This window comes from Brochothrix campestris (assembly GCF_046058945.1).
GTDB lineage: Bacteria > Bacillota > Bacilli > Lactobacillales > Listeriaceae > Brochothrix > Brochothrix campestris.
The window spans coordinates 99,740-125,642 of sequence record NZ_CP175511.1 but is presented as its reverse complement, the minus strand read 5'-3'; the positions used below and the strand labels follow the sequence as shown (position 1 = coordinate 125,642).

Here is a 25,903-nt window from a genome sequence, read left to right as displayed (position 1 = left end):
ACCTTAACCTCCTCGTGTTAAAAATAAGAGGAGCGTGTACACCATCATTAACACAATCATGAGCGTGTCACGGGCTTCCCATTTTAAAATACGGTATTTAGTACGGCCTTCACCGCCATGGTAACCCCGAGCTTCCATTGCAATCGCGAGATCTTCAGCCCGTTTAAAGGCACTAATAAAGAGCGGGATTAACAGGGGAATAATCGCCTTAACGCGGGCTAATAGCGAGCCACTATTGAACTCAACGCCACGGGATTTTTGCGCCTGCATGATTTTTTCAGCCTCATCCATCAATGTTGGAATGAAACGGAGGGCAATACTGAGCATCAATGCCATTTCATGTACGGGGAATTTCACTTTTCGCAGTGGATTCAACAACGACTCAATTCCATCGGTCAATGAAATTGGACTGGTTGTTAACGATAATAAGGTCGTCATAAAAATAATCAGCATAAACCGGAGCGCGATGAAGACGGCATTAATAATGCCGGCATCGGTAATTTGTAACGGTCCAAACTGTAACAATACCTGTCCTTCGGTCGTGAAAAATAATTGCAGGATGACTGTCAATAAAATTAAAAAGATAATCGGGCGTAAGCCACGAATAAAAAATAAAAACGGGATTTTTGAAAGTACTAATAAGCTAAACACTAATAGAAACGATAACAGGTAGCTCAGCAAATTATTTGCGAAGAAAACCATCACGATAAAGTACATGACGGCAACGAGTTTCGCGCGTGCATCTAACTGATGCAACCACGAATCACCGGGAACAAACCGTCCTAAAATCATATTATTCACTAACGGTTCCCTCCTTCCAGTGTAGTGTTAAGTAATCACTTAACTCTTGACGTGTTAAACAGGTCACCGGCCATCGTTCTCCTGTTTGCTCCTCCAAGCGACGTTGCAAGCTCAAAGCACTCGGTTGGCCTATTGCTAAGGCATTGACCTGCTCATCTTGAGCAAATAATGCCCGCGGTTCACCGACAGCCTCAATCTCGCCGTTGCGCAAAACGATCATCGCATCCGCATAGGCGGCGACATCATCCATATTATGCGTAACGAGCACAATCGTCAGTCCCTTTTCCTTATGTAACCGATAAAACAATGCCATCATCTCAGCCCGCCCACGAGGGTCTAAGCCCGCGGTTGGTTCATCAAGCACCAAGATACTCGGTTCCATCGCCAAAACGCCTGCAATCGCAACCCGACGCATTTGACCACCTGATAACTCAAACGGTGACGACTCGGCAATTGCTTCTGGCAGACCAACAACATTTAGCAAGGCTAACGCCCGCTCCTTTGCTTCAGCCTTGCTCACACCAAAATTCATCGGCCCAAACATAATGTCTTTTACAACGGTTTCTTCAAACAGCTGTGACTCAGGGAATTGAAAAACAACACCAATTTTTTGACGGATAGCTTTTAAATTTTTCTGTTTCTGACCAGCAATAATTGTCCGTGAATCAAAGATTATTCGGCCTTCTGTCGGTTCTAAAATAACATTTAAGTGCTGTAATAAGGTCGACTTTCCTGAACCGGTGCGCCCGACAATGGCAGTGTATTCACCATCCTTCACCGTAAAAGAAATATTAGTTAAAGCCTTTTTTTGAAAAGGCCCTCCCGCTTGATACGTGTATCCTACTTGTTCGAACGTAATTGGCATAAGGCGTTCACTAACTCTCCTTCCGAAAAATAAACAGTGTTAAATTTGAAACCGGCTGTCATTAAATCTGCTTGTACTTGGTTAACAAACGGTACATCTAAACCAATTTCTTGCAGTTTAGTGGTCTCCTTAAAAATAGTTTCTGGCTTGCCTTCCATCAAATAGCGGCCCTTGTTCATCACAATCACACGATCTGCCATCGCAGCTTCTTCTAAATCATGCGTAATTGAAATAACGGTTAACTGATGTTGCTCTTTGAGAGCCTTAATTGTTGCCAACACACTGACGCGTCCTTCAGGATCGAGCATTGATGTCGCTTCGTCGAGGATTATCAAGCCAGGACGTAGTGCAATCACACCAGCAATCGCCACACGCTGTTTTTGACCCCCTGACAATCGATTAGGTTCAAATGTTTCAAAACCATTCATAGCGACGTCTGCAAGCGCCTGAGCAACCCTCGTCACCATCTCTGTTTGAGGAATGCCATTGTTTTCGAGACCAAAGGCGACGTCATCTTGTACAGTGGCACCAACAAACTGATTATCGGGGTTTTGAAAGACCATCCCCACCCGTCGTCGAATCTCCCAAATGTTCTCCTCAGTCATCGGTAAACCACTAACAGTAATTTCACCTGTTCGCGCCACTAATAGACCATTGATGAGCTTAGCCATCGTCGATTTCCCTGAACCATTATGCCCGACAATAGCGAGCCACTCACCCTCTGCGACTTGTAATGATACGTCATCTAAAACAGTCTTGTCTTCTTCATATGAGAACGACACGTGTTCAAATGTTACGATGTTATTTGCTTTCATTGGTTTCTCCTCTAACTTTTATCATAGTCAATTACTGTCATTTTAGCATATTCTGTGATATTCACCAAAAAACAGCCCCTTTTAATGCTCAACAAAGCTGATTTCAATCCGTTTTGTTCAACAACAAAAAAAGGACCTTTGTCCATCGAATACTCGATTTCCAAAAGCCAGATTTTCTATCAAATTTACAACAAAAAAAGCCGTGCTCCTTTATCCCCGCAAAGAAAGAAGGAGCACAACAGCGCTAGACAAGATGATCAACGAGTCAATCACCTTATCATGACACGCCCAAGCTTTAGACGTTTTTCATAAAAATGATCGAATTTACTTATTTAACCAATTCAATAATTACAACTGGTGCGCCATCGCCGCGACGTTGACCTTTTTTGAAGATACGTGTGTAACCACCTTGACGTTCTGTGTAACGGCCTGCAATATCATCAAATAATTTTTGCAAAGCGTATACCGGACGTGTTTTAGTCACAGTTTTACCTTCTTTATCAGTTGTTTCTTTTTCTACATAACCTACGATTTCGTGACGTACAATAGCAGCAGCACGACGACGAGCGCTTAAATCTCCACGTTTCCCAGCAGTGATTAATTTTTCAACAAGTTTACGAACTTCTTTAGCGCGAGCTTCAGTTGTTTCGATGCGTTCGTTGATGATTAAGTCAGTTGCTAAATCACGTAATAATGCTTTACGTTGTGAGCTTGTACGGCCTAATTTACGGTAACCCATTAGTGTTTTGCCTCCTTTAATTAATCTTCGTTGCGAAGACCTAATCCTAAATCAGTTAATTTAACCTTAACTTCTTCAAGTGATTTACGTCCAAGGTTACGAACTTTCATCATATCCTCTTCCGATTTATCTGCTAATTCTTGCACAGTATTAATACCGGCACGTTTTAAGCAGTTGTATGAACGAACTGATAAATCGAGTTCTTCGATTGTCATTTCGAGCACTTTTTCTTTCTTGCTTTCTTCTTTTTCAATCATAATTTCTGCATGTTGAGCTTCATCTGTTAAGTTAACAAAGATGTTCAAATGCTCCGTTAAGATTTTAGCAGCTAAACTAATCGCTTCTTTAACACCGATGCTACCATCAGTTGTTAAGTCAAACGTTAATTTGTCAAAATCAGGATTTTGACCTACGCGTGTGTTTTCCACTTGGTAGTTAGCTTTAAGAATTGGCGTAAAGATAGAATCGATTGGTAAAACACCAATTGGCATATCTTCGCGTTTGTTTTGATCAGCTGGACGATATCCACGACCGCGACTTGCATGCAAGCGCATATGGAAATGTGCATTTTCACTAAGAGTCGCAATATGTAAATCCGGATTTAAGATTTCTACATCACTATCAAAGTTAATATCAGCTGCCGTAACCACACCTGGTCCTTGAACATCAATTTCTAATGTTTTTTCATCATCAGAATAGATTTTCAAAGCAAGTTTCTTCAAGTTTAAGATAATGCGAGTTACATCTTCAACGACACCATCAATTGCTGAGAATTCATGTAACACTGTGTCTGCTTGAATTGAAGTAACTGCTGCTCCTGGTAATGAAGATAAAAGGATACGACGCAAGGAGTTGCCTAAAGTGATACCATAACCGCGTTCTAGTGGTTCAATTACGAACTTACCATAACGGCTATCTTCACTGATCTCAATCGTCTCAATTTTCGGCTTTTCAATTTCGATCATTTAATTTACCTCCCATGATAAACGTCTTGTAACAATATTGAATATAACACTTTAACCAAGGTTAAAGATTATACACGACGACGTTTTGGTGGTCGACAACCATTGTGAGGAATTGGAGTAACATCTTTAATAGCAGTTACTTCAAGACCAACAGCTTGTAAAGCACGGATAGCAGCTTCACGACCTGAACCAGGACCTTTAACTGTTACTTCCAATGTTTTCAAACCATGTTCCATACCTACTTTAGCAGCAGCTTCTGCAGCCATTTGAGCAGCGAACGGTGTTGATTTTTTAGAACCACGGAAACCTAATGAGCCTGAAGAAGACCATGATAAAGCGTTTCCTTGCATGTCTGTTAATGTAACGATCGTGTTATTGAATGTTGAACGGATATGTGCAATACCTGATTCGACATTTTTTTTCACACGGCGTTTACGAGTATTTGTTTTACGTGCCATTTGTTAGTTGACCTCCTTACTTAATTAATTATTTTTTCTTACCAGCGATAGATTTCGATGGACCTTTACGAGTACGAGCGTTGTTTTTCGTGTTTTGACCACGAACAGGTAAACCACGACGGTGACGAATTCCTCGGAAAGAACCGATTTCTTGTAAACGTTTGATGTCTAATGCGACCTCACGACGTAAGTCACCTTCTGTTTTAACTGTATCAACAACTTCACGAATTTTAGTTAATTCGTCTTCTGTTAAATCACGTGTACGAGTATTTGGGTTAACGCCTGCTTCTTCTAAAACTTTTTGAGCAGTAGTCGTACCAATACCGAATACGTAAGTTAATGAAATAACGATGCGTTTTTCACGTGGAACATCCACTCCAGCAATACGTGCCATTTATGTGCACCTCCCTAATTATTAACCTTGTCTTTGTTTATGTTTCGGATTTTCACAAATTACCATGACTTTACCCTTACGGCGAATAACTTTACATTTTTCGCAGATTGGTTTCACGGATGGTCTTACTTTCATCGTAGAATACCTCCTTCAATATGCCGGAGTTCAGATTATTTGAAACGGTATGTTATTCTTCCGCGCGTTAAATCGTACGGAGAAAGTTCAACAGTTACTTTGTCCCCCGGTAAAATACGAATATAGTGCATACGAATCTTACCTGAAATAGTAGCAAGTACCGCATGACCGTTTTCTAACTCAACCTTAAACATAGCGTTTGGTAAAGTTTCTTTAATTACGCCTTCAACCTCAATTACATCTTCTTTCGCCATTTCTCGTTACCTCCTTTTGTCTTGAACTTTGGAATCGTCTTTATCCGCCGTTCGGAAGTTTAGTTAAAACTTAATTGACACTTCAAAAATAACGGGATCTTACGAAAAAGACGCATTATTTCTTCGTACAATTGAATAAATCACAGCAAAAAAGTGATGAAATTCAACAATTCGTTGCCAGTTATCCATTATACTAGACTTCGAGCGTTTTAACAACTATTTCGATAATAGTTTGTTAACATCCTTAAAGACTTCATCAATTGCTTGTCCACCATTAATATCTTTTAAATACCCTTTTGAGGTATAGAAGTCAAGCAATGGTTGGGTTTGTTTCGTATTAACAGCCAAACGATTTTTAACTGTTTCAGGTTTGTCATCTTCTCGTTGATATAATGTTACGTTATCATCGTCACAGACACCAGCAGTTTTTGGAGGGTTGTAAGTTGCGTGGTACGTACGTCCACACGTTGAACAAATCCAACGACCTGTTAAGCGTTCCATTAATAATGATTGATCAACTTGAATGTTGATAACAGCATCTAAGCTACGATTCAAATCATTTAAGATAGTTTCTAATTCTTCAGCTTGAGCGACAGTTCTTGGGAAACCATCTAACAAAAAGCCTTCTTTAGCATCATCTTGCGCCAAACGTTCGCGAACGATACCGTTCGTTACTTCATCAGGTACTAGATTTCCTTCATCCATAAACGCTTTTGCTTTCAAACCTAAGTCTGTTCCGTTTTTAATAGCTGCACGGAACATATCTCCAGTTGAAATATGCGGAATATGGTACTGAGCAACGATGCGCTCAGCTTGTGTGCCTTTACCAGCACCAGGAAGCCCCATTAAAACTAAGTTCATTTTGGTTTTTCTCCCATTCTTCAAAGCAAAAGCAAGCTTTGTTTTTCGAAGTTTGTTGCTACCTTGCAAAGCCTATAAAAAATTTTGAGGGTAAGGCAGATGGAAGCGAAGATAAATCTTGCTTCCATAAACACTTACTTAAGAAATCCTCTATAGTTACGTTTCACAAGTTGTCCTTCTAATTGTTTCATCGTATCTAACGCCACCCCTACCATAATGAGTAGTGATGTACCACCAATGCCAAGGCCTTGAGGTAAGCTAAATAACTGAGTTCCAATTGTTGGTAAAATCGCAATTGCTGCTAAGAAAATTGATCCAACAAACGTTAACCGAAGTAAAACGCGTGAGAGATATTTTTCTGTATCTTTACCAGGACGAATTGTTGGCACGTAGCCACCTTGCTTTTGTAAGTTTTCAGCAACTTTTTCTGGATTCACTTGAATGAACGCATAGAAGTAAGTGAAAGCTAAAATCAAGATAACATACAATACCATTCCCGCCGGTTGTTGGAGGTTAAATACTTTACCTAACGTCGTTACCCAACCTTTATCTTGGTCCGCAAAGGTCAAGAGTGTTTGTGGGGTAATGATGAAGGCAGAAGCGAAGATAACCGGAATAACACCAGCTGAGTTCACTTTCAAAGGTAAATGCGATACTTGAGCACCACGAGGGGCAGCTGAAGATGACGCACGTTTTGAATAATGAACCGGAATTTTACGTGACGCTTGTTGTACGAAGACAACTAACGCAACGATAACAATTACAGCTACAACAAGTAAGATCATTTCAATCACAGTGATGAAAAGAGGTGTGCCTGTTTTAGCAAGTTGTGTCGTAAGCAGTTGACCAACTGATGAAGGAACGTTTGCGATAATACCAGCCATAATAATGATTGATACACCGTTCCCGATACCTTTTTCAGTAATTTGTTCACCCATCCACATCAAGAACAATGTTCCAGTTGTAAGGATGATAGCCATTAATGCAAACTGACCCACAGAAGCGTTAGGAACGAGCGTAGCACCTGTCATGTTGTTGAACCCGTAAGAGACACCAAATGACTGTACTAAGCCTAAAACAATCGTTAAATAGCGTTTAAGTTGATTTAACTTACGACGGCCCATTTCGCCTTGTTTTGCCCATTCTGATAACTTTGGAACGACATCCATCTCTAACAATTGCACGATGATCGATGCTGTAATATACGGCATAATCCCAACGGCAAAGATTGAGAAGTTAGATAGCGAACCACCACCGAAGAGATCTAAGAAACCTACGAGTGATGTGTTTAAAGCCTTCAGTTGTGATGCATCCACACCAGGAACTGGAATGTGTGCACCAATACGAAAGACGATTAACATTGCCAAAGTAAACAAAATTTTACTTCTAATGTCTTTAACCTTGAAGAAGTTCAGAAATGTTGAAAACATTAAATCACCTCTACGCTACCACCAGCTGCTTCGATTGCTTCTTTCGCAGCTTGTGAGAATTTGTGAGCTTGAACAGTAACTTTTTTAGTTAATTCACCGTTAGCTAACACTTTAATGCCGTTAAGTTGTTTGCTGATTACACCTGTTTCTAATAAAAGAGCAGGAGTGATAACAGTTCCATCTTCAAAACGGTTGAAAGTCTCAACGTTCACAACAGCATAATCTTTACGATTAATGTTTGTGAATCCACGTTTAGGTAAACGACGGAATAAAGGCATTTGACCACCTTCGAATCCTAGACGAACACCACCACCTGAACGAGAGTTTTGGCCTTTTTGACCACGACCAGAAGTTTTACCCATACCTGATGAAGATCCACGTCCAACACGGTGACGTACTTTACGAGATCCCTCAGAAGGTTTTAATTCATGAAGTTTCATTATATATTGCACCTCCTTATATATTATACAAAAATAGTAGAACACTCCTCGAAAGGAGTATCATCTTATTTTTCTGTTACTTCAACCAAGTGAGACACTTTGTTGATCATACCGCGAATCGCAGGAGTATCGTTTTTCTCAACAGTACCATTTGTTTTGCGTAAACCTAATGCATAAACAGTGTTACGTTGATCTTGAGGACGTCCGATTAAGCTGCGTTTCAATGTTACAACTAATTTTTCAGCCATAATGTAGTACCTCCTTATCCTAATAATTCTTCAACAGAAATGTTACGTAGACGAGCTACATCTTCTGCTGTTTTAAGTTCTTTAATTCCTTCGATTGTTGCACGAACCATGTTGATAGGTGTGCTTGAACCTAAAGATTTAGAAGATACGTCTGCAACGCCACCTAATTCAAGGATAGCACGTACAGGTCCACCAGCTGTTACACCAGAACCTTCTGCTGCAGGTTTCATAAGTACAGAACCGCCGCCAAAGTTACCGATTACACGGTGTGGAATAGTACTTCCAACAATTGGAAGGACAACTAAGTTTTTCTTAGCATCTTCAACTGCTTTACGAATTGCGTCTGGAACTTCTTGAGCTTTACCAGTACCGAAACCAACGTGACCATTACGATCTCCGACAACTACTAATGCTGTAAAACGGAAACGACGTCCACCTTTTACAACTTTAGCAACACGGTTGATAGTAACGACGCGTTCTTCCAATTCTCCTAATGTGTTTGGATCAATATAAGCCATGAATGTATTTACCTCCTTCTATTAGAATTTCAAACCGTTTTCACGGGCTGCATCAGCTAAAGCTGCTACACGGCCATGATACAAGTAACCACCACGGTCAAAGACAACTTTTTCGATGTTTTTCGCAACACCACGTTCTGCTACTAATTTACCGACAGCTTGAGCAAGTTCAGTTTTAGAACCTTTAACGTCGAAATCTTTTTCGATGTTAGAAGCGCTAGCTAAAGTTACACCATTTACGTCGTCGATTAATTGAGCATAGATGTTAGTGTTTGAACGGAATACGTTTAAACGTGGACAAGCTGCAGTTCCGCTAATTTTAGAACGGACACGGCCATGACGTTTTTTACGAGTTTTGTTTTTATCCAATTTCGTAATCACAATGAGTCACCTCTTTTTCTCTTGGACTTAGTAAACAATGCTATGCAGCATTATTTACCAGTTTTACCTTCTTTACGACGAACATGTTCGCCTACGTAACGAATACCTTTACCTTTGTAAGGTTCTGGTGGACGAATCGCACGAATGTTAGCAGCTAAAGCGCCAACTTTCTCTTTATCAGCACCTTTGATGATAACTGATGTGTTGCTAGGTACTTCAACTTCAATACCTGTTTCTGGTTCAAACTCAACTGGGTGAGAGAAACCAACGTTAAGAACTAATTTGCTACCTTGCTTTTGAGCACGGTAACCGACACCAATAAGTTCTAATCCTTTAGAAAATCCAGTCGTTACACCTTCGATCATGTTCGCGATTAATGCGCGAGTTGTACCGTGAAGTGCACGTACTTTCTTATCTTCAGAAGAACGACCGATTACGATCTCAGACCCTTCTTGAGTAATAGTAAGTTGTGAATCAAATTGTTTAGCAAGTTCTGTTGAAGCACCTTTTACAGTTACGTGATTGTTATCAGTAATTGTAATGGTTACGCCAGCAGGAACTGTGACTGGTTTTTTACCAATACGTGACATGTTTGCACCTCCTTATGTTCTAAATTATTACCACACGTAAGCGAGTACTTCGCCGCCAAGTTGTTTAGCACGTGCTTCTTTATCTGTTAATAAACCGTTAGATGTTGACACAATAGCGATACCTAAACCATTTAATACTTTAGGAACCTCATCAGCTTTTGCATAAACACGGAAACCTGGTTTAGAAATACGTTTTAATCCTGTAATAACACGTTCGTCGTTTGCACCATATTTTAAGAATACGCGGATAACGTTTTGTTTGTCATCTTCGATGTATTCAACTTCACGGATAAAACCTTCACGCTTAAGAATGTTAGCGATCTCTTTTTTAACGTTAGAAGCCGGAACTTCTAAGCTTTCGTGACGAACCATGTTAGCGTTACGAACGCGTGTTAAGAAATCTGCAATCGGATCTGTCATAACCATTTTTAATTAACCTCCTTCCAATACTGAATACTTACCAGCTTGCTTTTTGAACGCCAGGAATTTGACCTTTGTAAGCCAATTCACGGAAACAAATACGGCAAAGTTTAAATTTGCGGATAACTGAGTGTGGACGACCACAACGTTCACAGCGAGTGTATGCTTGAACAGCATGTTTTGGCGTGCGTTGTTGTTTAGCTACCATTGATTTTTTAGCCACAATGTTGCCTCCTTATTTTACACCGCCGAAGCGATGACTTATTATTTTTGGAATGGGAATCCAAATCCAGTTAATAATTCGCGAGCTTCTTCGTCAGTGTTAGCAGTTGTAACGATAACGATATCCATACCACGAGTTTTATCAACTAAATCGAAAGAAATTTCAGGGAAAATTAATTGTTCTTTAACACCTAAAGTGTAGTTACCGCGACCGTCAAATGCTTTTTTAGAAACACCACGGAAATCACGTACACGAGGAAGTGATACAGAAACTAATTTATCAAGAAATTCGTACATTTTTTCGCCACGTAAAGTAACTTTAGTTCCGATTGGAACACCTTCACGTAAACGGAAACCAGCGATTGATTTCTTCGCTTTAGTAATAACAGGTTTTTGACCTGCGATTAATGTTAATTCTTCAACCGCTTTGTCTAATAACTTAGCGTTTGAAGTAGCATCACCAACACCCATGTTGATAACGATTTTATCGACTTGAGGCACTTGCATAACTGATTTGTATTCAAATTTCGTTACTAACGCAGGTGCAATTTCATTTTTATAAATGTCTTTGAAGCGACTCATTGATTGTAGTCCTCCTTTCATTAGAAATTATTTAATTACTTCACCGGATTTTTTAGACACTCGTACTTTTTCGTCTCCAACAATCTTGAAGCCAACACGTGTTGGTTTACCAGATTTCGGATCAAGAAGAGCAACGTTTGACATATGAATCGGTGCTTCGATATTTAAAATACCACCTTGAGGATTGTCATTCGATGGTTTAGCATGTTTTTTAATCATGTTGATACCTTCTACTAGGACACGATCTTTTTTAGCTAAGATTGATAAGATAACGCCTTGTTTACCTTTATCTTTACCAGCTAATACTTGAACTTTATCACCTTTTTTTAGATGCATATCTATAGGCACCTCCTTTTAACTCGGAATGGGTTACATTTTGTATTAAAGTACTTCTGGAGCTAATGAAACGATTTTCATGAAGTTGTTTTCACGTAATTCACGTGCAACAGGTCCGAAAATACGAGTTCCTTTAGGTGTATTATCGTCTTTGATGATAACGCATGCGTTTTCGTCAAATTTGATATATGAACCGTCAGGACGACGAGCGCCAGACTTAGTACGAACGATGACAGCTTTAACAACTTCACCTTTTTTGACAACGCCACCTGGTGTTGCATTTTTAACAGTAGCTACAACGATATCACCGATGCCAGCAAATTTGCGGCCAGATCCACCAAGTACCTTAATTGTTAAAACTTCACGAGCACCAGAGTTGTCAGCGACTTTCATTCTACTTTCTTGTTGTATCACTGATAATTCCTCCTTCTATGCAGTATCGACAAGCGACAGTTACACATTTAATTTAGCGAGATTAGATAACAACAGCAGTTTCGACGATTTCAACAATGCGGAAACGTTTAGTAGCAGATAACGGACGAGTTTCTTCGATGCGTACGATATCGTTAATTTTAGCTGAGTTATTTTCATCATGTGCTTTGAATTTTTTCGACGATTTCACACGTTTGCCGTAAAACTTATGTTTTTTGACGCTTTCAACTACAACTGTAATTGTTTTGTCCATTTTATCTGAAACAACACGGCCTGTGTATACTTTACGTTGATTACTTTCTGACATATGAGTGTAATCCTCCTTCTCAAAAGATTTTATTTTTCTTAAAAGTTAATTTATGCTAATTCTCGTTCACGAACGATTGTTTTAACACGAGCGATTGCTTTACGTACTTGACGGATACGAGCAGTGTTTTCTAACTGACCCGTTGCAAGTTGGAAACGTAAGTTGAATAACTCTTCTTTTAACTCTTTTTCTTTTGATTGAATTTCAGTAGTGGACAAGTCACGAATTTCTTTAGTTTTCATTTGAGTCACCACCAATTTCTTCACGTTTTACGAATTTTGTTTTGATTGGCAATTTATGTGATGCCAAACGAAGAGCTTCGCGAGCTACATCTTCAGGAACGCCGGCAACTTCAAAAAGAATTTTGCCACGTTTAACTGGACTTACCCAACCTTCAGGAGCACCTTTACCAGAACCCATACGAACACCGATAGCTTTAGCAGTGTATGATTTATGAGGGAAGATTTTAATCCAAACCTTACCGCCACGTTTCATGAAACGAGTCATAGCAACACGAGATGCTTCGATTTGACGGTTAGTGATCCATGATGATTCTACAGCTTGTAAGCCGTATTCACCGAATGATACTTCTGCGCCGCCTTTAGTAAAACCACGCATTTTCCCACGGTGCTCTCTACGATATTTAACACGTTTAGGTACTAACATCTTTTATTTGCCTCCTTCCGATTTTGCAATATTTTTCTTCGTTGGAAGGACTTCACCGCGGTAAATCCAAACTTTAACGCCTAGTTTACCAAAAGTAGTATCTGCTTCTTCCCATGCGTAGTCAATGTCTGCGCGTAATGTATGAAGAGGAACAGTTCCTTCACTATAATGTTCTGTACGAGCCATGTCAGCTCCGCCTAAACGACCAGAAACTTGCGTTTTGATCCCTTTAGCGCCTGCACGCATAGTACGTTGCATAGCTTGTTTAAGTGCACGACGGAAAGACACACGGTTTTCTAATTGTTGAGCAATACTCTCCCCAACTAATTTAGCATCAAGATCAGCACGTTTGATTTCAACGATGTTGATATGAACGCGTTTGCCTGTTAAATCGTTCAATGCTTTACGTAAAGTTTCTACTTCAGCGCCGCCTTTACCAATAACCATACCTGGTTTAGCAGTATGAATCGAAACGTTAACGCGTTTTGCAGCACGTTCAATTTCAACACGTGAAACTGAAGCGTCTTTTAAGCGTTTAGCGATATATTCACGAATATGTAAATCTTCGTGTAATAAGTCTGCGTAATCTTTACCAGCATACCATTTGGCATCCCAATCACGGATAATACCAATACGCATACCTATTGGATTAATTTTTTGACCCACGACTATCCCTCCTTTATTTTTCTGTCACAGTTACAGAGATGTGACTTGTACGTTTGTTAATTTGACTTGCACGACCCATCGCACGTGGACGGAAACGTTTAAGTGTTGGTCCTTCATTCACTTGAATGTCTGTAAGTACCAATTTGTTAACATCTAAATCATAGTTATGCTCCGCGTTAGCGATAGCAGAGTTTAAAACTTTAGTGATGATTGGCGAAGCGCCACGTTGTGTTAGTGCTAAAATAGCAATTGCTTCTCCGACTTGTTTACCTCGTACTAAATCAGCAACGATACGTGCCTTACGAGGAGCAATGCGGACTGTTCTTACAATTGCTTTTGCAGATGTAATTTCTGCCATTGTAAAACCCTCCTCTCAATATTAACGAGTTTTTTTATCGTCACTACCGTGACCACGGTAAGTACGTGTAGGTGCGAATTCACCCAGTTTATGACCAACCATATCTTCTTGAATGAAAACTGGAACGTGTTTACGTCCATCATAGACAGCGATTGTAGTGCCGACAAATGATGGGAAGATTGTAGAACGGCGTGACCAAGTTTTAATTACAACTTTTTTCTCAGACAGTTTTGCAGCATCCACTTTTTTAACTAAGTGATCATCAGCAAAAGGTCCTTTTTTAAGACTACGACCCATTAGATTGCCTCCCTTCGGATAATGGCTGCGTAGCATAAGCTACGCTGCGTAACAATTATTTTTTACGTCCACGAACGATAAATTTATCGGACTTGTTCGTTTTCTTACGTGTTTTCTTACCAAGAGTTGGTTTACCCCATGGAGACATTGGTGATTTACGACCAATTGGAGCTTTACCTTCACCACCACCGTGTGGGTGATCGTTAGGGTTCATTACTGAACCACGAACTGTTGGACGTTTACCTAACCAGCGCGAACGACCAGCTTTACCGATGTTCACTAATTCATGTTGTTCGTTACCAACTTGACCGATTGTCGCACGACATTCAGCAAGGATCATACGAACTTCACCTGAGTTAAGACGTACAAGTACGTATTTAGTGCCTTCTTTACCAAGAACTTGAGCAGAAGTACCGGCAGAACGAACAAGTTGTCCACCTTTTTCTGGTTTAAGTTCGATGTTATGAACGACAGTACCTACAGGGATGTCTTTAAGTGCTAAAGCGTTACCTGTTTTAATATCAGCGCCTTCGCCTGAATAGATGACCATGTCAACAACAAGCCCTTTAGGAGCGATGATGTAACGTTTTTCACCATCTGCATAATGAATTAATGCAATGTTAGCTGTACGGTTTGGATCGTATTCGATTGTAGCAACGCGACCTGGAATGCCGTCTTTGTTACGTTTGAAATCGATGATACGGTATTGTTTCTTGTGTCCCCCACCATGGTGACGAACAGTAATTTTACCTTGGTTGTTACGGCCTGCTTGACGTGATTTCGAAGCTAACAACGATTTCTCTGGTTTGTTAGTTGTGATTTCAGCGTAATCAAGCGATGTCATGTTACGACGACCGTTTGTGGTTGGTTTATATTTTCTGATTCCCATTTTTGGTTATCCTCCTATCTGGTTTAGTTTTCGAATAAAGTAATTTCTTTACTACCTTCAGCTAATGTAACAATCGCTTTACGACGTTTGTTAGTATAACCAGCGTATTTACCCATACGTTTAAATTTCGCTTTGTAGTTTAAAACGTTTACTTTAGCAACTTTAACGCCGAAAATTTCTTCCATCGCTTTTTTGACAGCTACTTTGTTCGCTTTAACGTCTACTTCGAAAACATATTTGTTTTCTTCTACGAAAGTCATAGATTGTTCTGTGATGACTGGGCGCTTAATGATGTCACGTGCATCCATTATGCAAGCACCTCCTCTATTTTTTCAACAGCAGCTTTAGTAACGATTAAGTTATCGTGTGCTACGATATCTAATACGTTAATTCCGTCTGCTTTGACAACTGTAACTCCTGGAAGGTTACGAGCAGAAATTGCTGCGTTTACACTAGCATCGTCAACGACAACTAATGTTTTACCTTCAACTTTAAGGTTAGCTAATGCTGCGATAAAGTCTTTTGTTTTTGGCGCATCGAAAGCTAAGCCTTCTAAAGCTACCAATTTTTCGTTTGCAACTTTATCAGATAAAACTGATTTAAGAGCTAAACGACGAACTTTTTTAGGTAATTTGTATGCGTAACTACGTGGAGTAGGACCGAATACAACACCACCACCAACCCATTGAGGTGAGCGGATAGAACCTTGACGCGCACGTCCAGTTCCTTTTTGACGCCATGGTTTACGACCACCACCACGTACTTCAGAGCGATTTTTAACCTTATGGTTACCTTGACGTAATGACGCACGTTGCATAATAATTGCATCGAAAACGACATTTTCGTTAGGCTCGATTCCAAATACAGAATCATTTAGTGTTAACTCACCAGCGTTTGTACCATCTTGTTTTAAAAGTGCTACTTTAGGCATTTCATGTTCCTCCTTTCTGAATCAATTATTAAGCTTTTAAAGCTGATTTAATTTGGATTAAAGATTTTTTCGGTCCTGGCACGTTACCTTTGATTAAGATCAAGTTACGTTCAGCATCGATTTGGACAATTTCCAAGTTTTGGATTGTAATTTGAGTACCACCCATTTGACCTGGTAATTTTTTATTTTTGAATACGCGGTTAGGTGCAACGGGACCCATTGAACCAGGACGACGGTGGTAACGGCTACCGTGAGACATAGGTCCACGAGATTGACCATGGCGTTTAATTGAGCCTTGGAAACCTTTACCTTTCGAAGTACCTGTAACATCAACGACGTCACCTGCTGCGAATGAATCTACCTTAATTTCTGAACCTACTTCATACTCATCTAAGCTAACGCCGTCAAATTCTTTAACGAAGCGCTTAGGAGTAGTGTTAGCCTTACTTGCATGACCTTGCTCTGGTTTGTTCGACAATTTTTCACGCTTAGAATCAAAACCAACTTGAATAGCTTCATAGCCATCAGTTTCAACTGTTTTCTTTTGTAAAACAACGTTTGGAGTTGCTTCGATTACAGTTACTGGAATTAATTCACCGTTAGCAGTGAAAATTTGTGTCATACCAACTTTTTTACCTAAGATTCCTTTAGTCATGGGTTACACCTCCTGTTTTTTTGTTTGGATTATAATTTGATTTCGATGTCCACACCACTTGGTAAGTCAAGACGCATTAACGCATCAACTGTTTTTGGTGTTGGGTTTACGATATCGATTAAACGTTTGTGAGTACGCATTTCGAACTGCTCACGTGAATCTTTGTACTTGTGAGTCGCACGGATAACAGTGTATACAGAACGATCAGTTGGTAACGGGATTGGGCCAGATACATCTGCACCTGAACGTTTCGCTGTTTCAACGATTTTTTCTGCTGACTGATCTAAAATGCGGTAATCATAAGCTTTTAAACGAATACGAATTTGTTGTTTTGCCATTATTTTCCCTCCTTTTCGCTTGATCTAACAAGCATATTCCATGGAAATTTCCGATACAAGCGCCATGACAAAGCGGCCGGGTGTATCGCAACCTCCCACTTCAACATTTTTGTGGGGCACTGCTGGATTTCGTTTACCAATACAGGCATACGAGTCCCTTTGGTTTCACACTTGTACAATTATACATGATTCTAAACATAATTTCAAGTACTTCTTGATTATTTTTCAAGTCGCCTCGACTTACGTTTCATTGTCAGTTGCAGGCTTGTTGCGGCTCACCTGCCTCATCACGTGCATTGGCCACGCTCTGTTCCAAAAGACCCTCAAGGTGATTCATTACTGCTAATCACCAACGTTATTTATAATAACACAAATCAGCCCAATAGTCGGCTAATCCACTCGGTTTTTTTGCGCACTCACAACACAAGCACTCTAAATAGAAGGTGTTGTATCATTCAGAGTCCTTCTAGCAAACGTCAACGACCGTTCTAACAACGTTTAAAAAACGATCTATAACGTTTATCCCAGAATACAAAAAACCGGTGCAGATTGCTCTGCACCGGTTTTAGATGTTAAATTATTTAGAGATAGATGCTACGACACCAGCACCAACAGTACGTCCACCCTCACGGATAGAGAACTTAGTACCATCTTCGATAGCGATTGGAGCGTGTAATTCAACAGTTAAAGAAACGTTATCGCCAGGCATAACCATTTCAGTACCTTCTGGTAATGTAATTGAACCAGTTACATCAGAAGTACGGAAGTAGAATTGTGGACGGTAGTTGTTAAAGAATGGCGTATGACGTCCACCCTCTTCTTTAGATAATACGTATACTTCTGCAGTGAAAGAAGTATGAGGAGTGATAGTACCTGGTTTAGCAAGTACTTGACCACGTTCGATTTCTTCACGAGAAACACCACGTAATAATGCACCAATGTTATCGCCAGCTTCAGCGTAATCTAACAATTTACGGAACATTTCAACACCAGTTACTACTGATTTTTTAGTATCGTGGATACCAACGATTTCGATCTCGTCAGCAACTTTGATAACACCACGTTCAACACGGCCTGTAGCAACAGTACCACGACCAGTGATTGAGAATACATCCTCAACTGGCATCATGAATGGTTTGTCAGTATCACGTTCTGGAGTTGGGATGTAAGAATCTACTGCATCCATCAATTCAAGAATTTTTTCTTCGTATTCTGGTTCGCCTTGTAAAGCTTTAAGTGCAGAACCACGGATGATTGGAACATCATCGCCTGGGAAGTCATATTCGCTTAATAAGTCACGAACTTCCATTTCTACTAATTCTAATAATTCTTCATCATCAACCATGTCGCATTTGTTTAAGAATACAACGATGAAAGGAACACCAACTTGACGAGAAAGTAAAATGTGTTCACGTGTTTGAGGCATCGGACCATCAGCAGCAGATACTACTAAGATACCACCATCCATTTGAGCAGCACCAGTGATCATGTTTTTAACATAATCGGCATGTCCAGGACAGTCAACGTGTGCGTAGTGACGAGTTTCAGTTTGGTATTCAACGTGAGCAGTAGAGATAGTAATACCACGTTCACGTTCTTCAGGAGCACCATCGATAGCGTCGTATGCTGACGCTTCTGCAAAACCTTTCTTAGATAATACAGTAGTGATTGCAGCTGTTAAAGTTGTTTTACCATGATCAACGTGTCCAATAGTACCAACGTTTACATGGGCTTTTGAGCGATCGAATTTTTCTTTAGCCATTTTGATATTTCCTCCTTGGATATATAAGTTATTTTTATTTTTAAGTAACATCATCGAGAGCAATCGTAAAATTACTCCCTATGATATTTATACTTCAAAATCAGTAAAAAATCAATTATTGACCTTTGTTAGCTTTAATAATTTCTTCTGCTACAGATTTAGGTACTTCTTCGTAATGATCGAATTGCATTGAGTAAACACCACGGCCTTGTGTCTTAGAACGTAAGTCAGTAGCATATCCAAACATGTTAGATAATGGTACAAATGCACGGACAACTTGAGCGTTACCGCGAGCTTCCATACCGTCTACGCGTCCACGACGACTTGTGATGTCACCCATGATATCACCAAGATACTCTTCAGGCATTACTACCTCAACAAGTTCAATTGGTTCTAACAATGCAGGGTCACATTTTTTGTAAGCTTCACGTAATGCGTAAGATGCAGCAACACGGAAAGCTGTTTCATTTGAATCGACATCATGGTAAGAACCATCATAAAGCTTAGCTTTAACATCGATTAATGGGTAACCAGCTAATTGACCGTTAGACATAGAATCTGCTAAACCTTTTTCAACTGCAGGGATGTATTCACGAGGAACAACACCACCGACGATTGCGTTTTCAAATTCAAAGCCTTTTCCTTCTTCGTTAGGTGTAAATTCAACCCATACGTCTCCGTATTGACCTTTACCACCTGATTGACGAACGAATTTACCTTGAACTTGTGCAGATTTCTTGAATGATTCACGGTAAGAAACTTGTGGATCACCAACGTTAGCTTCAACGTTGAATTCACGACGCATACGATCAACAATGATATCTAAGTGAAGTTCACCCATACCAGAGATGATTGTTTGACCCGTTTCTTGGTCAGTTTCAGCGCGGAAAGTCGGATCTTCTTCAGCTAATTTAACTAAAGCTTGACCCATTTTATCTTGATCTGCTTTTGATTTAGGTTCAATCGCAACCGAGATTACTGGTTCTGGGAATTCCATTGATTCTAAGATAACGGGATGTTTCTCGTCACACAAAGTATCACCAGTAGTTGTGTTTTTAAGTCCGACAGCAGCCGCGATATCACCAGCGTGGATTTCAGGAATCTCTTCACGGTGATTTGCGTGCATTTGAAGAATACGACCAACACGTTCACGTTTGTCTTTAGATGAGTTCAATACGTAAGAACCGGATTGTAACACACCTGAGTACACACGGAAGAATGTTAAACGACCAACATAAGGGTCTGTCATAACTTTGAATGCTAAAGCTGAGAATTCAGATTCGTCTGTTGAAGGACGTGATGTTTCTTCACCGTCCATAGTTGTACCAACGATAGCAGGTACATCTGTTGGAGCAGGAAGGTAATCAAGAACAGCATCTAACATCGGTTGAACACCTTTGTTTTTGAACGCTGTACCACATAATACTGGGTAGAATTCTACCGCAATTGTAGCACGACGAATTGCTGCTTTTAATTCTGGCGTTGAAACTTCTTCGCCTTCTAAGTATTTATCCATGATGCTTTCGTCTACGTCTGCAATAGCTTCGACTAATTTATCACGGTACTCTTCAGCTAACTCTTGCATATCTTCTGGGATAGCAACAGTGTGAGGATCATCACCAATTTCGTTTTCATAAATATACGCTTGCATCTCAACTAAATCGACAACACCTTTGAACGTGTCTTCAGCACCGATAGGTAATTGAATTGCGCCTGCATTTGCATCCAGACGGTCATGTAAAGTACCTAAAGAGTATAAGAAGTCAGCTCCGATTTTATCCATTTTGTTGATGAATACAACGCGGGGAACACCGTAAGTAGTAGCTTGACGCCATACTGTTTCAGTTTGTGGTTCAACACCTGATTGCGCATCAAGTACTGCCACAGCACCATCAAGTACACGTAATGAACGTTCAACTTCAACAGTGAAGTCTACGTGTCCAGGTGTATCGATGATGTTGATACGGTGGTCTTTCCATGCAGCAGTTGTAGCTGCTGATGTAATTGTAATCCCACGTTCTTGTTCTTGCTCCATCCAGTCCATTTGAGCGCCACCATCGTGAGTTTCGCCAATTTTGTGGATTTTACCTGTATAAAAGAGAATACGTTCAGTAACAGTTGTTTTACCGGCATCGATATGAGCCATAATCCCAATGTTACGCGTATTTTCTAAGGAGAACTCTCTTTTCATTTGGTATTTCTCCTTCCAAATTATAATTTATAATCAAACAGCAGTTTCTAAGGTTATTAAAAACTGCTTGCTTGATCCTACCAGCGGTAGTGAGCGAAAGCTTTGTTGGCTTCAGCCATTTTATGAGTGTCTTCACGTTTTTTAACGGCTGCACCAGTGTTGTTAGCTGCATCCATGATTTCGTTAGCAAGACGTTCTTCCATTGTTTTTTCTCCACGAAGACGTGAATAGTTAACTAACCAACGCAACCCTAGAGTTGAACGACGGTCTGGACGAACTTCGATTGGCACTTGATAGTTAGCTCCACCAACACGGCGTGCTTTTACTTCAAGAACTGGCATAATGTTGTTCATTGCTTGTTCGAATACTTCGTTTGCTGGCGTACCAGTAGTAGCTTCAATCTTAGCAAATGCTGAGTATAAAATTGCTTGTGATTTTCCACGTTTACCGTCAACCATCATTTTGTTGATTAAACGAGATACCAATTTCGAGTTGTACATCGGATCTGGTAAAACGTCACGTTTTTGAACAGGACCTTTACGAGGCATTAAAATGTCCTCCCTTCTATTTTATATTATTTTTTAGGTTTCTTAGTTCCGTATTTAGAACGCGATTGTAGACGACCGTCTACACCTGCTGTATCTAAAGCACCACGGACGATGTGATAACGTACTCCAGCTAAATCTTTTACGCGTCCCCCACGAATAAGAACAACACTATGTTCTTGTAAGTTGTGACCGATTCCTGGAATATAAGCAGTTACTTCGATTGAGTTAGTCAAACGAACACGTGCATATTTACGTAAAGCCGAGTTCGGTTTACGTGGAGTCATCGTACCCACACGTGTACATACACCACGTTTTTGTGGAGAGTTCACGTTAGATTGCGCTTTTTTGAAACTGTTGTAAGATTTACCTAATGCTGGTGAATTTGATTTTGATACTGACGCTTTACGCGGTTTACGTACCAATTGGTTAATTGTAGGCATTTTGTATTTTCCTCCTCTCGAAAATTGTAATAGTTTTTGCGACTTTATAAGCACACATATCCAAGCGTATCATTTTTAAATGAAAATAAAATGTTGTAGTAAGCTACAACGATTAGACCATGCCTTTATAAAACCTCATTACTTCAAATTGAAGTACCTTAAGTATCTTATCATTTAAAAATGTGTTCGTCAACCATAAAAAATCGTCTCTTTTAAATAAAAAAACGTCCGTCCTTGCTATCACAAGGACGGACGTTTGAATTAAAAAGTTTTATTCTTCAGTCGCTTCAACTGCGGCAGCTACTTTCGCTGTGACAAGTTTCGCTTCTGCTTTACGGTATTTAGGCATCCCTGTACCAGCTGGCACGAGTTTACCTAAGATAACGTTCTCTTTAAGACCGATTAAGTTATCACGCTTACCTTTAATGGCAGCATCCGTCAACACACGTGTTGTTTCTTGGAATGATGCAGCCGATAAAAATGACTCAGTTTCAAGCGATGCTTTTGTAATACCAAGTAAGACAGGACGAGCAGTAGCTGGTTGGCCACCTGATAAAATCGTGTCTGCATTGGCATCTTTAAACGCGCTAATATCCATTAATGTTCCTGGTAAAATATCAGTTTCACCTGGATCAAGGACACGCACTTTACGTAACATTTGACGAACCATTACTTCAATATGCTTATCGGCAATTTCTACCCCTTGCATACGGTATACTTTTTGTACTTCTGCTAATAAGTAGTTTTCTACTGTAATAACGTCAGTAACGTGTAACAATTCTTTTGGATCGATTGAACCTTCCATTAACGCGTCACCACGTTTAACGTTGTCTCCTACATTAACAGTTAAGCGCGCAACGAGTGGCACAGTGTAAGTACGTGTTTCTTGTGTACCAACAACAGTGATTTCGCGTTGACGGTTAGCTTTTTCGTCAATGGCTTTAACAACACCGGTTAATTCAGTAATAACAGCGTGACCTTTAGGGTTACGTGCTTCAAAGATTTCTTGGATACGAGGTAAACCTTGTGTAATATCTGATCCGGCTACCCCACCAGTATGGAATGTACGCATTGTTAACTGAGTACCAGGTTCACCGATTGATTGAGCTGCAACGATACCGACAGCTTCACCAACCTCAACCTCAGAACCAGTAGACAAGTCTTTACCATAACTAATTTTAGATACACCATGTTTCGTATTACATGTGAATACTGAACGAATCCAAACTTCTTTAATGCCAGCTGCAGGAACGGCATCTGCCAATTCTTGTGTAAACAACTCATCTTGACGAATAATAACTTCATTCGTTTCCGGATGACGAATTGTTTTCGCTGAGTAACGACCTTCAAGACGTTCTGTTAACGGTTCAATAATTTCTGGACCTTCAACAATATCAGATACGAGTAAACCATGATCAGAACCATCGTTTGTTTCACGTACGATAACATCTTGCGCCACATCTACTAAACGACGAGTCAAGTAACCTGAATCGGCTGTTTTAAGCGCCGTATCCGTTAAACCTTTACGAGCCCCATGTGAAGAGATGAAGTATTCAAGAACATTTAGACCTTCACGGAAGTTAGATGTGATCGGTAATTCAACGATACGTCCAGAAGGATCGGCCATTAAACCACGCATACCCGCTAACTGTGTAAAGTTTGAGATGTTACCACGGGCACCAGAGTCTTGCATCATGAAGATTGGGTTTAAGCGATCTAAACCAGCGATAAGTTTACTTTGTAACGTATCTTTCGCTGCGTTCCAAATTGCAATAACTCGTTCATAACGCTCTTCATCTGTCATTAAACCACGTTTAAACATTTTTGTAACATTTTCTACTTCATCATGTGATGCCGCTAAGATTTGAGGTTTATCCTTCACAACGATGATATCAGAAATACCAACTGTGATACCAGCAAGTGTTGAGTATTTGAACCCTTGATCTTTCATACGGTCTAACATTTTTGAAGTTTCAGTGATGTGGAACAATTTGAAAATTTGAGCGATGATTTCTTCAAGATTTTTCTTCTTGAATGGTAACAAGACGCTTTGTTGTTCAATATGTTTTTTCACATCAGTTGTAGAAGGCACGAAGTAATGAGCAGGTGTTGCTACTTCAAGATTCGTTTTAGTTGGTTCATTCATGTATGGGAACGACGGTGGCAAGATTGAGTTGAAAATCAATTTACCAACTGTTGTAATTAACAATTGTTTGTTTTGTTCAGCTGTGAATGTTTCGTTACCTAACGAGTTGGCAGCAACTGCAATCCGTGAATGTAAATGCACGTAACCGTTTTGGTAAGCAATCATTGCTTCGTTAATATCAGTAAAGATTAACCCTTCACCAACAATGCCTTCGCGTTCTAATGTTAAGTAGTAGTTACCAAGAACCATATCTTGTGATGGTGTTACAACTGGTTTACCATCTTTCGGGTTCAGAATGTGGTTAGCTGCTAACATTAAAATACGGGCTTCGGCTTGAGCTTCAGGTGAAAGTGGTACATGGACAGCCATTTGGTCACCATCGAAATCGGCGTTGTATGCAGTACATACTAACGGGTGAAGACGAATCGCACGACCTTCAACTAAGATAGGTTCGAATGCTTGGATACCTAAACGGTGTAACGTAGGTGCTCGGTTAAGTAACACTGGGTGTTCGCGGATAACGTCTTCTAATACGTCCCAAATTTCTGGTGAATGACGTTCGATTTTACGTTTTGCACTCTTAATGTTGTGTGCTAATCCACGTTGAGTTAACTCACGCATAACAAATGGTTTGAATAATTCAATTGCCATTTCACGTGGTAAACCACATTGGTACATTTTTAAAGAAGGTCCACAAACGATTACTGAACGGCCTGAATAATCGACACGTTTACCAAGTAAGTTTTGACGGAAACGACCTTGTTTACCTTTAAGCATGTGTGATAAAGATTTCAATGGACGGTTACCTGGTCCTGTAACAGGACGGCCACGACGACCATTATCGATTAAACCATCGACAGCTTCTTGTAACATCCGTTTTTCGTTTTGAACGATAATGCTTGGGGCACCCAGGTCTAATAAACGTTTCAAACGGTTGTTACGGTTAATAACACGACGGTATAAATCGTTTAAGTCAGATGTCGCAAAACGGCCACCTTCAAGTTGCACCATCGGACGAATTTCCGGTGGAATAACTGGGAGAACGTCTAAGACCATCCAGCTCGGTTTATTACCTGAGTGACGGAAAGCTTCCAACACTTCAAGGCGACGAATCGCACGAGTACGACGTTGACCTTGAGCTGATTTTAACTCCTCTTTCAATTCAGCAACTTCGCCTTCTAAATCAACAGCGTCTAAGAGACGTTTGATTGCTTCAGCACCCATTCCTGCTTGGAAAGATTGACCGTATTTTTCACGGTAAGCACGGTATTCGCGCTCAGATAATAATTGTTTTTTGTCTAACGCTGTATCACCAGCTTCAGTAACAACATAAGAAGCGAAGTAAATAACTTCTTCCAACGCACGAGGTGACATGTCTAAGACAAGACCCATACGACTTGGGATTCCTTTGAAGTACCAAATATGTGAAACAGGCGCCGCTAATTCAATGTGTGCCATACGTTCACGACGTACTTTTGATTTTGTGACTTCAACGCCACAACGATCACAGACAACACCTTTATAACGAACACGTTTGTATTTCCCACAAGAACATTCCCAATCTTTAGTTGGTCCAAAGATACGCTCACAGAAAAGACCATCACGTTCAGGTTTCAATGTACGGTAGTTAATTGTTTCTGGTTTTTTGACTTCACCAAAAGACCACGAGCGGATTTTATCAGGTGACGCTAAACCTATTTTCATATAATCAAAGTTATTAACATCTAACAAGGGGTCAACCTCCCTATCGTTTTTTGTATTCTATTGTAAAACTGTTTATAAACAAGCATAACGAACTGTATTCACAGCTCGTACGCAAGTTT

General features: G+C 40.1%; 37 protein-coding genes. All 37 read right to left on the bottom strand.

Features of this window, described 5'->3' with window-relative positions; genetic code table 11:
* Window positions 1-3: 3 nt before the first annotated feature.
* On the bottom strand, window positions 4-792 hold the full coding sequence (locus ACJYYY_RS00680; protein ID WP_035313899.1) for an energy-coupling factor transporter transmembrane protein EcfT: 789 nt from the start codon (window positions 790-792) through the stop codon (window positions 4-6).
* Window position 793: 1 nt separating this feature from the next.
* Window positions 794-1,666, bottom strand: coding sequence for an energy-coupling factor ABC transporter ATP-binding protein (locus ACJYYY_RS00675; protein WP_408868988.1), 873 nt, complete (start codon window positions 1,664-1,666; stop codon window positions 794-796).
* Window positions 1,642-2,481, bottom strand: a complete 840-nt coding sequence (locus tag ACJYYY_RS00670; protein WP_035313828.1) for an energy-coupling factor ABC transporter ATP-binding protein — start codon at window positions 2,479-2,481, stop codon at window positions 1,642-1,644. Before ACJYYY_RS00670 ends, ACJYYY_RS00675 begins: the two co-directional genes overlap by 25 nt.
* Window positions 2,482-2,809: 328 nt before the next feature.
* On the bottom strand, window positions 2,810-3,220 hold the full coding sequence (gene rplQ, locus ACJYYY_RS00665) for a 50S ribosomal protein L17 (protein WP_035313830.1): 411 nt from the start codon (window positions 3,218-3,220) through the stop codon (window positions 2,810-2,812).
* A 20-nt stretch (window positions 3,221-3,240) separates the two neighbouring features.
* Complete coding sequence (locus ACJYYY_RS00660) at window positions 3,241-4,185, bottom strand: DNA-directed RNA polymerase subunit alpha (protein WP_035313832.1); 945 nt, start codon at window positions 4,183-4,185, stop codon at window positions 3,241-3,243.
* Between the two features lie 68 nt (window positions 4,186-4,253).
* Window positions 4,254-4,643 carry a 30S ribosomal protein S11 gene (gene rpsK / locus ACJYYY_RS00655; RefSeq protein ID WP_408868987.1) on the bottom strand — a complete coding sequence of 130 codons (390 nt, stop codon included), beginning with the start codon at window positions 4,641-4,643 and terminating at the stop codon, window positions 4,254-4,256.
* 28 nt (window positions 4,644-4,671) lie between these two features.
* Window positions 4,672-5,037 (bottom strand): 30S ribosomal protein S13, encoded by a 366-nt coding sequence (rpsM, locus tag ACJYYY_RS00650; protein ID WP_029091517.1) that lies wholly within the window; start codon window positions 5,035-5,037, stop codon window positions 4,672-4,674.
* A 21-nt stretch (window positions 5,038-5,058) separates the two neighbouring features.
* Entirely contained in the window at window positions 5,059-5,172 is a 114-nt protein-coding gene (rpmJ, locus tag ACJYYY_RS00645) for a 50S ribosomal protein L36 (RefSeq protein WP_029091518.1), read from the bottom strand.
* Between the two features lie 35 nt (window positions 5,173-5,207).
* Complete coding sequence (gene infA, locus ACJYYY_RS00640; RefSeq protein ID WP_029091519.1) at window positions 5,208-5,426, bottom strand: translation initiation factor IF-1; 219 nt, start codon at window positions 5,424-5,426, stop codon at window positions 5,208-5,210.
* 216 nt (window positions 5,427-5,642) lie between these two features.
* Window positions 5,643-6,287: an adenylate kinase gene (locus ACJYYY_RS00635; protein WP_035313836.1), complete on the bottom strand. Its 645-nt coding sequence runs from the start codon at window positions 6,285-6,287 to the stop codon at window positions 5,643-5,645.
* Window positions 6,288-6,421: 134 nt separating this feature from the next.
* Window positions 6,422-7,717, bottom strand: coding sequence for a preprotein translocase subunit SecY (gene secY / locus ACJYYY_RS00630; protein ID WP_035313838.1), 1,296 nt, complete (start codon window positions 7,715-7,717; stop codon window positions 6,422-6,424).
* Complete coding sequence (gene rplO, locus ACJYYY_RS00625) at window positions 7,717-8,157, bottom strand: 50S ribosomal protein L15 (protein WP_035313840.1); 441 nt, start codon at window positions 8,155-8,157, stop codon at window positions 7,717-7,719. Before rplO ends, secY begins: the two co-directional genes overlap by 1 nt.
* A gap of 65 nt (window positions 8,158-8,222) precedes the next feature.
* A complete protein-coding gene (gene rpmD, locus ACJYYY_RS00620) occupies window positions 8,223-8,405 on the bottom strand; it encodes a 50S ribosomal protein L30 (RefSeq protein WP_035313842.1) in 183 nt (60 codons plus the stop codon).
* A gap of 14 nt (window positions 8,406-8,419) precedes the next feature.
* Complete coding sequence (rpsE, locus tag ACJYYY_RS00615) at window positions 8,420-8,923, bottom strand: 30S ribosomal protein S5 (protein WP_035313845.1); 504 nt, start codon at window positions 8,921-8,923, stop codon at window positions 8,420-8,422.
* Between the two features lie 21 nt (window positions 8,924-8,944).
* Complete coding sequence (rplR, locus tag ACJYYY_RS00610) at window positions 8,945-9,304, bottom strand: 50S ribosomal protein L18 (RefSeq protein WP_029091525.1); 360 nt, start codon at window positions 9,302-9,304, stop codon at window positions 8,945-8,947.
* Between the two features lie 50 nt (window positions 9,305-9,354).
* Window positions 9,355-9,894 (bottom strand): 50S ribosomal protein L6, encoded by a 540-nt coding sequence (gene rplF / locus ACJYYY_RS00605; protein ID WP_035313847.1) that lies wholly within the window; start codon window positions 9,892-9,894, stop codon window positions 9,355-9,357.
* A gap of 27 nt (window positions 9,895-9,921) precedes the next feature.
* Complete coding sequence (rpsH, locus tag ACJYYY_RS00600; RefSeq protein ID WP_035313849.1) at window positions 9,922-10,320, bottom strand: 30S ribosomal protein S8; 399 nt, start codon at window positions 10,318-10,320, stop codon at window positions 9,922-9,924.
* A gap of 31 nt (window positions 10,321-10,351) precedes the next feature.
* Window positions 10,352-10,537 (bottom strand): type Z 30S ribosomal protein S14, encoded by a 186-nt coding sequence (locus ACJYYY_RS00595; protein WP_035313851.1) that lies wholly within the window; start codon window positions 10,535-10,537, stop codon window positions 10,352-10,354.
* Between the two features lie 41 nt (window positions 10,538-10,578).
* Entirely contained in the window at window positions 10,579-11,118 is a 540-nt protein-coding gene (rplE, locus tag ACJYYY_RS00590) for a 50S ribosomal protein L5 (RefSeq protein ID WP_035313853.1), read from the bottom strand.
* Between the two features lie 27 nt (window positions 11,119-11,145).
* Window positions 11,146-11,454 carry a 50S ribosomal protein L24 gene (gene rplX / locus ACJYYY_RS00585; RefSeq protein WP_408868986.1) on the bottom strand — a complete coding sequence of 103 codons (309 nt, stop codon included), beginning with the start codon at window positions 11,452-11,454 and terminating at the stop codon, window positions 11,146-11,148.
* A 45-nt stretch (window positions 11,455-11,499) separates the two neighbouring features.
* Complete coding sequence (gene rplN, locus ACJYYY_RS00580) at window positions 11,500-11,868, bottom strand: 50S ribosomal protein L14 (RefSeq protein ID WP_035313855.1); 369 nt, start codon at window positions 11,866-11,868, stop codon at window positions 11,500-11,502.
* A gap of 61 nt (window positions 11,869-11,929) precedes the next feature.
* Window positions 11,930-12,193 carry a 30S ribosomal protein S17 gene (gene rpsQ, locus ACJYYY_RS00575; RefSeq protein ID WP_035313857.1) on the bottom strand — a complete coding sequence of 88 codons (264 nt, stop codon included), beginning with the start codon at window positions 12,191-12,193 and terminating at the stop codon, window positions 11,930-11,932.
* Window positions 12,194-12,243: 50 nt separating this feature from the next.
* Entirely contained in the window at window positions 12,244-12,435 is a 192-nt protein-coding gene (gene rpmC / locus ACJYYY_RS00570) for a 50S ribosomal protein L29 (protein ID WP_029091533.1), read from the bottom strand.
* On the bottom strand, window positions 12,425-12,859 hold the full coding sequence (gene rplP / locus ACJYYY_RS00565) for a 50S ribosomal protein L16 (RefSeq protein ID WP_035313859.1): 435 nt from the start codon (window positions 12,857-12,859) through the stop codon (window positions 12,425-12,427). The genes rpmC and rplP overlap by 11 nt, the downstream gene beginning before the upstream one ends.
* Before the next feature lie 3 nt (window positions 12,860-12,862).
* Complete coding sequence (gene rpsC / locus ACJYYY_RS00560) at window positions 12,863-13,525, bottom strand: 30S ribosomal protein S3 (protein WP_035313861.1); 663 nt, start codon at window positions 13,523-13,525, stop codon at window positions 12,863-12,865.
* Window positions 13,526-13,538: 13 nt separating this feature from the next.
* Entirely contained in the window at window positions 13,539-13,883 is a 345-nt protein-coding gene (gene rplV, locus ACJYYY_RS00555) for a 50S ribosomal protein L22 (RefSeq protein ID WP_035313863.1), read from the bottom strand.
* Between the two features lie 21 nt (window positions 13,884-13,904).
* A complete protein-coding gene (rpsS, locus tag ACJYYY_RS00550; RefSeq protein WP_035313866.1) occupies window positions 13,905-14,180 on the bottom strand; it encodes a 30S ribosomal protein S19 in 276 nt (91 codons plus the stop codon).
* A 55-nt stretch (window positions 14,181-14,235) separates the two neighbouring features.
* A complete protein-coding gene (gene rplB / locus ACJYYY_RS00545) occupies window positions 14,236-15,069 on the bottom strand; it encodes a 50S ribosomal protein L2 (protein WP_035313868.1) in 834 nt (277 codons plus the stop codon).
* 23 nt (window positions 15,070-15,092) lie between these two features.
* A complete protein-coding gene (gene rplW, locus ACJYYY_RS00540) occupies window positions 15,093-15,377 on the bottom strand; it encodes a 50S ribosomal protein L23 (protein ID WP_035313869.1) in 285 nt (94 codons plus the stop codon).
* Window positions 15,377-16,000, bottom strand: a complete 624-nt coding sequence (rplD, locus tag ACJYYY_RS00535; RefSeq protein WP_035313870.1) for a 50S ribosomal protein L4 — start codon at window positions 15,998-16,000, stop codon at window positions 15,377-15,379. Before rplD ends, rplW begins: the two co-directional genes overlap by 1 nt.
* Before the next feature lie 28 nt (window positions 16,001-16,028).
* Window positions 16,029-16,655 (bottom strand): 50S ribosomal protein L3, encoded by a 627-nt coding sequence (rplC, locus tag ACJYYY_RS00530; RefSeq protein WP_035313871.1) that lies wholly within the window; start codon window positions 16,653-16,655, stop codon window positions 16,029-16,031.
* 29 nt (window positions 16,656-16,684) lie between these two features.
* Window positions 16,685-16,993 (bottom strand): 30S ribosomal protein S10, encoded by a 309-nt coding sequence (rpsJ, locus tag ACJYYY_RS00525; RefSeq protein ID WP_035313872.1) that lies wholly within the window; start codon window positions 16,991-16,993, stop codon window positions 16,685-16,687.
* A gap of 577 nt (window positions 16,994-17,570) precedes the next feature.
* Entirely contained in the window at window positions 17,571-18,755 is a 1,185-nt protein-coding gene (tuf, locus tag ACJYYY_RS00520) for an elongation factor Tu (protein ID WP_035313873.1), read from the bottom strand.
* A gap of 115 nt (window positions 18,756-18,870) precedes the next feature.
* A complete protein-coding gene (gene fusA / locus ACJYYY_RS00515) occupies window positions 18,871-20,946 on the bottom strand; it encodes an elongation factor G (protein ID WP_035313874.1) in 2,076 nt (691 codons plus the stop codon).
* Between the two features lie 77 nt (window positions 20,947-21,023).
* Window positions 21,024-21,494 (bottom strand): 30S ribosomal protein S7, encoded by a 471-nt coding sequence (rpsG, locus tag ACJYYY_RS00510; RefSeq protein ID WP_035313875.1) that lies wholly within the window; start codon window positions 21,492-21,494, stop codon window positions 21,024-21,026.
* A gap of 26 nt (window positions 21,495-21,520) precedes the next feature.
* A complete protein-coding gene (gene rpsL, locus ACJYYY_RS00505; RefSeq protein ID WP_035313876.1) occupies window positions 21,521-21,934 on the bottom strand; it encodes a 30S ribosomal protein S12 in 414 nt (137 codons plus the stop codon).
* Window positions 21,935-22,205: 271 nt separating this feature from the next.
* Window positions 22,206-25,811 (bottom strand): DNA-directed RNA polymerase subunit beta', encoded by a 3,606-nt coding sequence (rpoC, locus tag ACJYYY_RS00500; protein ID WP_035313877.1) that lies wholly within the window; start codon window positions 25,809-25,811, stop codon window positions 22,206-22,208.
* Between the last annotated feature and the right edge of the window lie 92 nt (window positions 25,812-25,903).